At 52.4% G+C, this 9,213-nt stretch carries 12 protein-coding genes; 4 read left to right on the top strand and 8 right to left on the bottom strand.

The window, feature by feature from the left end:
* Window positions 1-114: 114 nt before the first annotated feature.
* The 4 genes from CXQ82_RS16620 to CXQ82_RS16605 all read right to left on the bottom strand — a co-directional run bounded on the left by CXQ82_RS16620 (window position 115) and on the right by CXQ82_RS16605 (window position 3,535).
* The gene (locus CXQ82_RS16620) at window positions 115-1,149 is read right to left on the bottom strand and encodes a tyrosine-type recombinase/integrase (RefSeq protein ID WP_101270853.1); all 1,035 of its coding nucleotides are present in this window, start codon (window positions 1,147-1,149) and stop codon (window positions 115-117) included.
* Window positions 1,150-1,365: a DUF4224 domain-containing protein gene (locus CXQ82_RS16615; RefSeq protein ID WP_101270851.1), complete on the bottom strand. Its 216-nt coding sequence runs from the start codon at window positions 1,363-1,365 to the stop codon at window positions 1,150-1,152.
* An 89-nt stretch (window positions 1,366-1,454) separates the two neighbouring features.
* A complete protein-coding gene (locus CXQ82_RS16610; RefSeq protein ID WP_101270849.1) occupies window positions 1,455-2,309 on the bottom strand; it encodes a DNA adenine methylase in 855 nt (284 codons plus the stop codon).
* Between the two features lie 542 nt (window positions 2,310-2,851).
* The gene (locus CXQ82_RS16605; protein WP_101270847.1) at window positions 2,852-3,535 is read right to left on the bottom strand and encodes a hypothetical protein; all 684 of its coding nucleotides are present in this window, start codon (window positions 3,533-3,535) and stop codon (window positions 2,852-2,854) included.
* A gap of 90 nt (window positions 3,536-3,625) precedes the next feature.
* Here CXQ82_RS16605 and CXQ82_RS16600 point away from each other — a divergent pair, with 90 nt between their 5' ends.
* Complete coding sequence (locus CXQ82_RS16600) at window positions 3,626-4,291, top strand: DUF4145 domain-containing protein (protein ID WP_101270845.1); 666 nt, start codon at window positions 3,626-3,628, stop codon at window positions 4,289-4,291.
* Window positions 4,292-4,327: 36 nt separating this feature from the next.
* On the opposite strand, the gene CXQ82_RS16595 is transcribed toward CXQ82_RS16600, so the two are convergent.
* Window positions 4,328-4,906 (bottom strand): hypothetical protein, encoded by a 579-nt coding sequence (locus CXQ82_RS16595; RefSeq protein ID WP_101270843.1) that lies wholly within the window; start codon window positions 4,904-4,906, stop codon window positions 4,328-4,330.
* A 47-nt stretch (window positions 4,907-4,953) separates the two neighbouring features.
* On the opposite strand from CXQ82_RS16595, the gene CXQ82_RS16590 reads away from it, so the two are divergent.
* Together CXQ82_RS16590 and CXQ82_RS16585 are read left to right on the top strand one after the other, a co-directional pair.
* On the top strand, window positions 4,954-6,024 hold the full coding sequence (locus tag CXQ82_RS16590) for a hypothetical protein (protein WP_101270841.1): 1,071 nt from the start codon (window positions 4,954-4,956) through the stop codon (window positions 6,022-6,024).
* A gap of 86 nt (window positions 6,025-6,110) precedes the next feature.
* A complete protein-coding gene (locus CXQ82_RS16585; protein WP_157832170.1) occupies window positions 6,111-6,668 on the top strand; it encodes a hypothetical protein in 558 nt (185 codons plus the stop codon).
* Window positions 6,669-6,694: 26 nt separating this feature from the next.
* On the opposite strand, the gene CXQ82_RS16580 is transcribed toward CXQ82_RS16585, so the two are convergent.
* Complete coding sequence (locus tag CXQ82_RS16580; RefSeq protein WP_101270837.1) at window positions 6,695-7,333, bottom strand: hypothetical protein; 639 nt, start codon at window positions 7,331-7,333, stop codon at window positions 6,695-6,697.
* A gap of 125 nt (window positions 7,334-7,458) precedes the next feature.
* On the opposite strand from CXQ82_RS16580, the gene CXQ82_RS16575 reads away from it, so the two are divergent.
* Window positions 7,459-8,298: a putative phage abortive infection protein gene (locus CXQ82_RS16575; protein ID WP_101270834.1), complete on the top strand. Its 840-nt coding sequence runs from the start codon at window positions 7,459-7,461 to the stop codon at window positions 8,296-8,298.
* Here CXQ82_RS16575 and CXQ82_RS16570 read toward each other — a convergent pair.
* Window positions 8,288-8,626, bottom strand: coding sequence for a hypothetical protein (locus CXQ82_RS16570; protein WP_101270832.1), 339 nt, complete (start codon window positions 8,624-8,626; stop codon window positions 8,288-8,290). The genes CXQ82_RS16575 and CXQ82_RS16570 overlap by 11 nt on opposite strands.
* 69 nt (window positions 8,627-8,695) lie before the next feature.
* Window positions 8,696-9,169, bottom strand: a complete 474-nt coding sequence (locus tag CXQ82_RS16565) for a hypothetical protein (protein ID WP_101270830.1) — start codon at window positions 9,167-9,169, stop codon at window positions 8,696-8,698.
* Window positions 9,170-9,213: the final 44 nt, after the last annotated feature.

Here is a 9,213-nt window from a genome sequence, read left to right as displayed (position 1 = left end):
GTAAATTGTTTTAAATCAATAGCTTGTAGTTGTTTTAGGTCCGCAATAGTTCTGCGATGACTCGCTTGGAGGCCTTTGTTTACAAGGGGACTATTTTAATTGCGGAACGGATTTTCACTTGGTTGGGAGCACTTTCAGCCCCTTACGGCGCCGGATGTACTGCTCTGTCATGCCGACAGTTGTGTGGCCCAACTGGTCACGCGCGTCACGAATACTTCCTGTCGACTCCTCTTTGTCCGTTGCAGCTTTTGCGCGCAGGTCGCGCATTTGGAACGCAGACTTTTCAATTCCGGCCTTTAACCTGGCCGCGTCAAATCTCCCCCTCAGCATGCTTGCTGTCATCGGCTGGCCGTTGTCCATTACGACGAGCCTGGTTGACCGAATCTTGTGCCCCTTTTTCCTTTCCATGATCCGGTCGATTACGACCTTTAGCTCGCCGACCACCTCAATACGCCTTTTGGCGCTGGTCTTTCCTTGTTTGATCAGCAGTTGGCCGTCCAGCAAGTCGCGCTCGTCCATTTTGAGCGTGTCACCTATACGCTGGGCGGTTAGGTAGAACAGGTCCAGCGCGTCTTTGAGCGGCTGATCGGCATGCAAGTAAACGGATGCGAACATCTCGTCCTCGACGTAGGTGTCCCGGCCTGTTTCTTTGTTCCCTTTGACGCCCGAGCACGGGTTGGCGAGTGATGTGTAACCGCTTTGTCTGGCGAAGTTCCAGATCGCGCTTAGCAACGCTTTCTCCCTATTTGCTCGCACCTTCGCTGTCTTAGAGCGGTAGCGCAGGTACTGAACAACGTGCTTTGGCTCTATTGCCTCAAGCGGGCCAGGAGGGTCATTGAAGAAGATTAGAAGTTGTTTCAGCTCGCGAGTGTTGTCCTTCTGTGTGTTCGCTGATTTAGTGGGCACCACCTCTTCCATGTACTTGTTTGCGACGTACTCAAATGTCAGTACGGCGCCGACCAGTGCGCTGGCTGCTCGGCTCTTTTCGAGTCGGGCGTATTCAACGATGGCCGCGCCGTAATCAGAACCCAGCGCGATCTCCTTTCTCGGCTTGTCGCCTGCATCGTAGTAGTAATAAACCCTTCCCCCGGAGCGCAGTCGCTTTCTCAGCCGGGGGATGCTGCCGGGGTTAGTGGGGCGTCTTGCCATTTACTGAATTCCCATCCTTGGTTGCCATTCGGCCTTTTCGGGCTTTCGATCTTTAGGGCTGGCCAGCAGCGATGCCGATATTACGCATGGCCAACCATTTCGCTTGATTGTGTGGCGTATGCCGTTTCGAGATAGGACTCGAATCTGGCCGGCTTTGGTTCTAGCGCCGGTAAGCTCGCAAACATCTTCGTGCGACAGGAACTGAATTCCGTCCATATCTACCTCCTACCGCCTGGTTTGGGCGGTGCCTTGTCGTTGTTCAAGAGTTGTCCTCGCCGCGCTGGGCGGCAGAAGATGGTTTAGGGTTATGCTCTTTCGCAGAGGTCCAAGCCGATCTGGCTTACGCGATCGACACAGGCTGGGTTAAGCCAGATGCATTCGGTTCGGTTCGCGGTGCCGCGCCCGGCGCTGATGCGGGCAGATGTGCTGTAGCTCGCCCAGCCGGGTAGAAGCTCCGCGTACAGGTCACTCGGGTATCCCGACAGCACGACCATTCCTTCTAGCTCGAGCAAAACCCCGAGTAACACGCGGTGTGCGGCATCATCCATCTCATGTTTGTAGTACCGGCCGCTCGACGCGCCTTTGTACCTGGTGTCATGCACGTAGGGAGGGTCGACGTAATGCAATGTCTGCGGCGCGTCGTGCGCCTTGATCACCTCGATCGCGGGGCGGTTTTCGATCAGCACGCCGCTGAGCCTCTGGCCAACCCCGGCAAGTTGCTCCGGATAGGAGGCCCAGAGTGACTGGGCTGTGCCGTATTGGCGTTTGGTGTCGATGCGGAAGCCGGTCACGCCCTTGGTCGCACCGGCGGAGCCGAACCCCATTTGCGCTCTGATGATGGTCCGCCTTGCACGCTCGATCGGCTCGGCGCTCGGCTCCCAGGACAGTTCGAACTCTTCGCGGGAGTAGGGTGTGAATACCAGGCGCTCGACAAGTCCCGATCGCGAGTCCTGATCCTGCAAAACCCTGAACAGGTTAACGATGTCGCCATCGAGGTCGTTGTAGACCTCGGCATACGACCGAGGCTTTTGCATCAGCACGCCAGCAGCGCCGCCGAACGACTCTACGTAGCATGTGTGCGGTGGGAAGTGTTGCAATACCCACGGCGCAAGTCGGAACTTGGCGCCGTGGTAACGGATGACCGGTGCGGTGATGGTCATAATTGTTTTCCAGGCGTGCGCCCGCCGCTCACCGGCAGGCACTTGTGATTTAATGAAATGAATTCTTAAAGGTGACGCGAAATGGATAAGGTGTTTAGAAACCCTTTGTTTTTGACTGGGATCCCGTTGGCAATTTGCGGCATTGTGATCGCTGCGCCAGCCCTATGGATTCCCGGTTTGGTTTTGATGGTTTGTGGGTTGGCGAAGAGCAAGAAACAGCCTTGATGCTCACCGGCAGGCATGTAGGGGGATTGGGGTTTGTCTGAAATAGATCCGGCATGGGGCCGAGGGTTGTGCTACACCTGATCTGCCGCGCATGTATTTCAGGTGTGTGTTGTTGAAGTGCTCTGCCGGCAGGCGCTCTATCAAGTAATTTGAGCGCGCCCTTCATGCTGTGGGCAGTGATTCGATGGATCGAAGTAGTTAGCTGCGAGTTAAACAACTCCCTTCCTCTGGGCTAGTAACTCAACGCCTTGGTCCATTGGTCACATCCTCGCCCAGTCACGCGTAGATGCAGACGTAGGCGAACCAGAGGGTGGCGATCATGGCGTCACCCGCTTGAACTCGACCACCCATACCCACGGGTTGGCTTGCCAGTCGCCGCCGACGGATGACCAGAGTAGTTCGAACGATTTGCGCGGATCAGCGCTGTAGGTTTCGATCCCCTCGACGTGCCACCAATCACCCAGCTCCGCATGATCGGTGTAGAGCCTTACGCCCTCGGCCTTTGCTTGCGCCTCGGTGATGTCCTGCAACCGCTCGACGCGCACGTCGTTGATCTCCAGCAGGATGCGGCTGGCCCAGCGGTTCATGTGGATGCTTGGCCGGTGCCGCCAGATCTTGTTCGGCGCCGCCGCCGAGTAAGCGCCGTTGCGCAATCCGTTCGGGTAGCTGGTGTTTGGCTCGTTCGGTGGTGTGCCGTCAGCCGAATAAACCACGCGCTTGCTGCCAAACCAGGCGCCGGTGTCGTCTTCGGGATAGGTAGCCTGCCAGTCGCCAGCTTGCCACCAGCTCTCGCGCACCCAGAGCCGCTGCTCGGGTTGCCCGTAGGGGCAAAGGCGGTGCGCCTCCGATTGGCCGATCTCGTTGCCGGCAAGTTCGCAACCGAAGTCGCGATCGATCAGCGGAAACTTCACCGCCCGGCGCGTGACCGTCTTCCGGCCTTCCAGGATGGCGCGCACCATCGGCGCCGAGAACAGGATGGGGCGTTCCTTTATTTCAGGCATGACTTCGTCCTTGCCGCTATAGCGGCTGACTTTGAAGGGGGAGGGTGGCTTTCTGTTACAGTTCAGGAAATTGCATGGAGGTAGATTGAGATGGAACGGACAATCAAAAAAGACAAAACAGCTGGCGAACAGCTAAAGCTGATATGTGCGGAATGTCGCATTCCTCAAAAGCATGTAGTGCTAACTTCCATGGAGGACTGCATCGAAGAGAGTAATTTTGAATCCAAAAAATCATACCAAATAGTTCAGTGTCTCAACTGTGAGGCACTTTGCTTTCGTAGTGAGTATGATGATTCTGAATCTCATGCTTATGATATGGAAACAGGGGAGGACTTTCATTGGACTTCAGTGGATATTTTTCCCCATAGAACCGCAGGACGGTTCAAGATCAAAGACTCTTTTTTGTTGCCACCTATAGTTCGTAAAGCCTATGACGAACTAGTTGACGCTATGAATGCCGGCCAAACAATTCTTGCGGGCCTAGGGATTCGGGTTCTACTTGAGTCAATTTGCGTTGACCTCAAGGCTGAAGGCGATTATTTATTTAAGAAAATAAACGATCTTTTGGTGAGGGGGGCGATAACTAAAACTGATGTTTCGATTCTTCATAAATTAAGATCTTTAGGAAATACAGCAGCTCATGAAGCAAAGCCAAGTAGCCCCGAACAGCTTGACTTGGCAATGAATGTACTTGAGCACTTATTGCTCGGTACGTATTTACATCCAAGGCTGGCTGATACTGTCTTCAAAACATGACTTTATTCAACGGCAGATCGCGGAAAGTGATGAGCTTCATACCGCCGTCTGCTGCTGTTCCTGGCTCAATGCCTGCTGAACTGCATGAATGATTCGCTCGAGGTAGGCGTAATCGGGGTTTGGCTCGGTGGCATCATTGGTCAGGTGCCACCATTCATCCCCGAAAAGCTTGGCCATCAGTTCGCTGTGCGCAGCGTGCAGGTGGTCAATCGATGGCGATTCGCGAAAGTCTTCGGCTTTGGTGAACAGCTCACGCGCTTCGTCCTGTCCGAGTTCACCGCGCCGGCGTCCTTTCAGTACGGTGTTTTGTGCTTTGTTTGCAAGCGCTTCACCACTGAACTGCCGTGGGCTCATCGCCTGGTCGAAGTAACCGATGATGTAGCCGGTGCTCAACTCGCAAAAGAACTGCCCGATGTTTAGGCTGTCCCACATGCCACCCCAGTACGCGGTCCAGCTCTTGCCCCAGCAGCTGACGGTGATCTTTCCCCTGCATTGGGCCAAGTCTTCAAGGAAGACGGTGATCGGGTCGAGACTCGGTGCGCCGGTGATAACCAGCTTCGTAACTGTCGATCGCTCCACCTGGAGAGGCTCGACCGAATTGTTTTCTGTGGGCATCGGGATTTCTCGGCGGTATATTTAGCGTTTTGGGGAAAGGAGAAAGTATGAGTATTCCAGGGGAAAGCTATTTCGCCACTGATCGCAATAAGAAAATTTTATCTAATATGGTGGTAAAGGTTCGTGGTGGGTTGGATGCACTAAGAGATAGCGACAATGCTAAACATAAATTCCTTTTAGAGTTTATTGGAACGACGCTTTTTCATCTTGAAAGCTATCCCGAGAGCTTTGACGAGAGATGCATCATGAATATCGCCTCTTTAGGCGATAGGTTTATGGATGAGGTGAGAAAGTTTGAGCTCGGCGAGATAGATGCTGAGTACCTTTTTGCATACTGCTACAGATTTTTAATTGAATATCAGCTTAGCAGTCCACATCAAATCTCGTCAGAATTACTCTCTATCTTATCTCGCGTTTCTGATTTCGAGTATACAGTTGGAAGTTCTCAAGTTAGATATGCTGGTCATCAAATGCTGATTAATGTTGTTCAGCATTATTTGTATCATCCGAACCTTGTCTCCTTGAAAGACCTGCCGGAGGTTATTAAGCGTTCTGAGGCCGAACGAGAGGGCGCCGAGCAAGCTATCTTGGATCGAGAGACTAGAGTGAGTGCTTTGGCGGAGAAGCTTGAAACGTACGAAACAGCGTTCAATTTTGTTGGCCTTTACTCCGGTTTCAAAAGCCTAAAAATAACGAAGGTTTCTGAGAAAAACTGGAACTTTCTCTTTTTGCTTGTGCTGGGATTCTTACTGCTGGTTCCCATAGTTGTTAAGTTCTTTAACGTTCTCGAAGCTCCAGCAAAATCTGGTTCTGATATAATTTCGTTTTTTGCGCTGGCGGGGTTGGAGTTGCTACTTCTTTATTTTTTCAGGGTGGCCCTTCAAAATTTTCGATCTATTAAAGCTCAGTTGCTCCAAATCGATCTGCGGATGACTCTTTGTCAATTTGTGCAGAGTTATGCCGAATACTCAAAGGGTGCCCCTGATGGCAGCAAAGGGTTATTGGAACGTTTTGAGCAGGTTGTGTTCAGTGGCATCGTTAATGACGAAAGTGCCATTCCGTCTACATTCGATGGCTTAGATAAGCTCGCAGAGTTGGTAGGCAAGATCCGAAAATGATAATTGTTTTCATTGGTCGGCTGGCGTGATTCTTTGATATGGGGTATTACGGGTGACCGGCATGAGGCCGGAAGGAGCGGATAGAGTTGAATTGGATGGATGGCCACTCAGGACTAGCATCGTGGGCTCAAGCAATTGGGTCGGTCGTTGCTTTGTTTGTTGCTATAGGCGTTGCATGGTGGCAAGGACGCCAGTCGCAAAAGCTGTTTCGATACCAGGTTAACCACGCTGCGGAAGAAGCCAGGCTTCAGCGTATTGCGTCGCTCAGGGCGACGGTTGAAGTTGCTGAAATTGTTGCTAGGCGCGTAATTGAGGTGGCCAGGAAGATGCCCGATATCATGATTGAAGGGAGTGCGCCCTTACATAGAGAAGCTCTTGAGGCCGCAGCACTATGGATTGCAAGGCTTCCTATCTACGAACTCCCTGGAGCTTTGGTCGCTAGGGACGTGCAGAACATAGCCCTGTACGCAAATCGAATGCACAAAGTTCTAGATCAAATATCCACTCAAGGATATCAGTCCGATGAAAGCCGAAAATCTCTGTGGGTGCTCAACGGTGCGCCCGAAAAGGCTTTACTGAGCTTAACTTCCTTTGCAGATGAATATAGTGGCGGAGTCGAGGTAATCAGGGCGCCTGATCTTTAATCTGCGCTCGGCGCAATAGGCGAGGGCTAATCAGGAACGGACTGCTCAGCAATGAAGTAGTCCCAAGCAGCTTTGTCGCTTTGTGCCACATACCATTTCAGCTCCGTGCTTTCTTCGTTGTCAGTAACTGAGCCGCCGTACTGGGCACCAGGGAAGGTGAATAACCCTTTGTTACCGCACCACGGGTATCCGCCGGTGAACTCGGTGAAGGTCACGCCGGGTCGCTCTGCTGCCACACGAACCTTGAATTCTTCAAATCTGGCATTGCGGGCCGCGACCTCAGCTTCGTGCCCAGTCTTACACTCAGGCGAGCAGTAAACGACACGGCCGTCGAACACCAAATCCAGTGTGATATCGGTTTCGGTCTCTTCATCCCAGTAGCTGGCATCACTGTCGCACCTGGCGCCGCAGTGGGTGCATCCGAACCACCAGCCAGCATCGATGTAGGCTTTCGCTGGGATAAAGCGCTGGCCGACATACTGGTCGGTCCAGTGGGCACGGCGGCAAGAAACCGAACCAAAGTCAGTACCGATATTATCTGCGCCCTGGCGGCGAGCTGCAGCGTTCGAGGTGGCGAACTGAATGTTGGATTCTTCAGGGTCGTTGGTCTCTACGGAGTAGGCCAGCACCTTACGCGATGCCGGATCGGCTTTTGGCTTGCTCATGGATTATCTCCAGTCAGGCGCCGCCCTCCGCTACCGGTGGTGGCAATGAGTGATGGCAAAATGGTTGTTTTTCGGTTATTTGTGTGCGGCCGGCATAGGAGCCGAGAGTGGATAGGTAGGATCGAATGAAAAATAAAATAGGCTTGGGGTGGGTAATCACGATAGTAGTCGTGATCGTACTGGGGATATATGCTGGTTATTATAGTTTTCTATATTCAGGCTTTTCATCTCCAGAAGATTTAAAAGAGCTAAAAGGTGTTCGGGGCGGGACGTTTGGTGACGCATTTGGAACGCTTAATGCTCTGTTTTCTGGTCTGGCATTCTCCGGTGTTTTAATTACTTTGCTTATACAGCGTAAAGACTTGCAGGGAAGTCAGGAGCAGAACTTTAGGCAGCAAATCGACTCGCAATTTTATAATATGCTAAGCCTGCAGCAGGGTGTAGTTCAAAGTTTTGACATCAAGAAAAATGGTGTCGTAAAAATGCTTGGTAGGGATTGTTTTAAGACTTGGGTTTGGCATTTGCGAAACGAATATCGTAACGCCAAAGGAACGCATGAGGAAAGAATGGGGGTTGCTTATCGTGAAGTTATGAGAAGATTTCATGGCGATCTTGGTCTGTATTTTCGAAGCCTCTATTCGGTTTTTAGGTTTGTCTCTGAGTGTAATCATCCAGACCAGAGAAAGTTCGGAAACGTAGTTAGATCTTTGCTGTCTGATTTTGAGTTGGTAATTTTATTTTATAATAGTCTAGGTGAGAAGGGGAAAAAGTTTCGGGTTTATATAACCGAGTTTGCTATATTCGATAATTTAGAGCCTGCGATGTTGTTGGATATGTCAGATGTGCTTTATCTAGCCTCTGAATCCTACGGCGCAAATACTGAAATTCTCGATACGTTTAGTCGTAACAGATGCGGGGCTTGTAGCGCCAGTACGTTGAAGAGAGCATCTGACATTACTTATTAAGTATGCCTGGATGAAATGTCTCATCACCTGAATCTCTCCTGATTTCCCGCAGGCTCTCCTCTTGGAATCTACGCGCCACGTTTTCGCTAATCACGATTTCGTGGCGCGGATAGCTCAAGAACTCGATCAACTCGTGGTCGCCCATCAAGTCCATCTTCATGATGGCGATCTGAAGAAGCTCGCTGATGATCGGCACCTGGCCGCGCAGCCGGATTCGCTCCATGGCCTGCTCGATGCCCGGCCTGACCTTGTGCCGCAATTCCTTCTCTGCGACCGCCAGACGCTTCTGCGCAGCCTTGGCCGACCGCTCCTGTACTGATTTTGCCATGGCCTACCTCTTCTATTCCGCTGGCCGGCAGTGCGAGCCAGGTTTGACGTTTGCGTTGCTGGGTGCGGGCTATGCGGCGCATGAATCGACCTTCACCTGGCGCCAGGCGCCGACGGCTTCAAAAATCCGCGCTGCGTGCGCCTCATCAAGCGACATCGCTTCCGGAATGGCGATCCAGCCCGAAGCAACCATCTGGCTTTGGTTGGCTTCGTCGCGGAGCTTCTTGTAGCAATGCTCGATCACGTCTTCCAGGTGGTCGGAGAGGTAAACGCCATCGGGTGCGACCTCCACCGATTTGCTGTAGCGGTCGCCTCGGGCATCGATGCAAAGTGTGCTCAGGTAAATCGTCCACCGGTGAGGAATGCCGCAGACGGCCTGGCCGATCTTCCCAGGCGCGATGTTCTTCAGCGACTTGTAATTGATCATGCCCTGGCGGCCGCTGGGGTCGATGTTGACCACCGCCACATGGTTTGTGGACAACAGGGAGCGGAACGAACGGGCAATGCGGGCCTGTAGGTTGTGGGGCTTACGCTTCTTGCTCATAACGCCTCCGCAAGTTTGCGCAGCGCCTTACGTTCTGCCGCTGT

It is taken from the genome of Pseudomonas sp. S09G 359 (assembly GCF_002843605.1).
GTDB lineage: Bacteria > Pseudomonadota > Gammaproteobacteria > Pseudomonadales > Pseudomonadaceae > Aquipseudomonas.
This window is presented reverse-complemented; position numbering and strand designations above follow the sequence as displayed.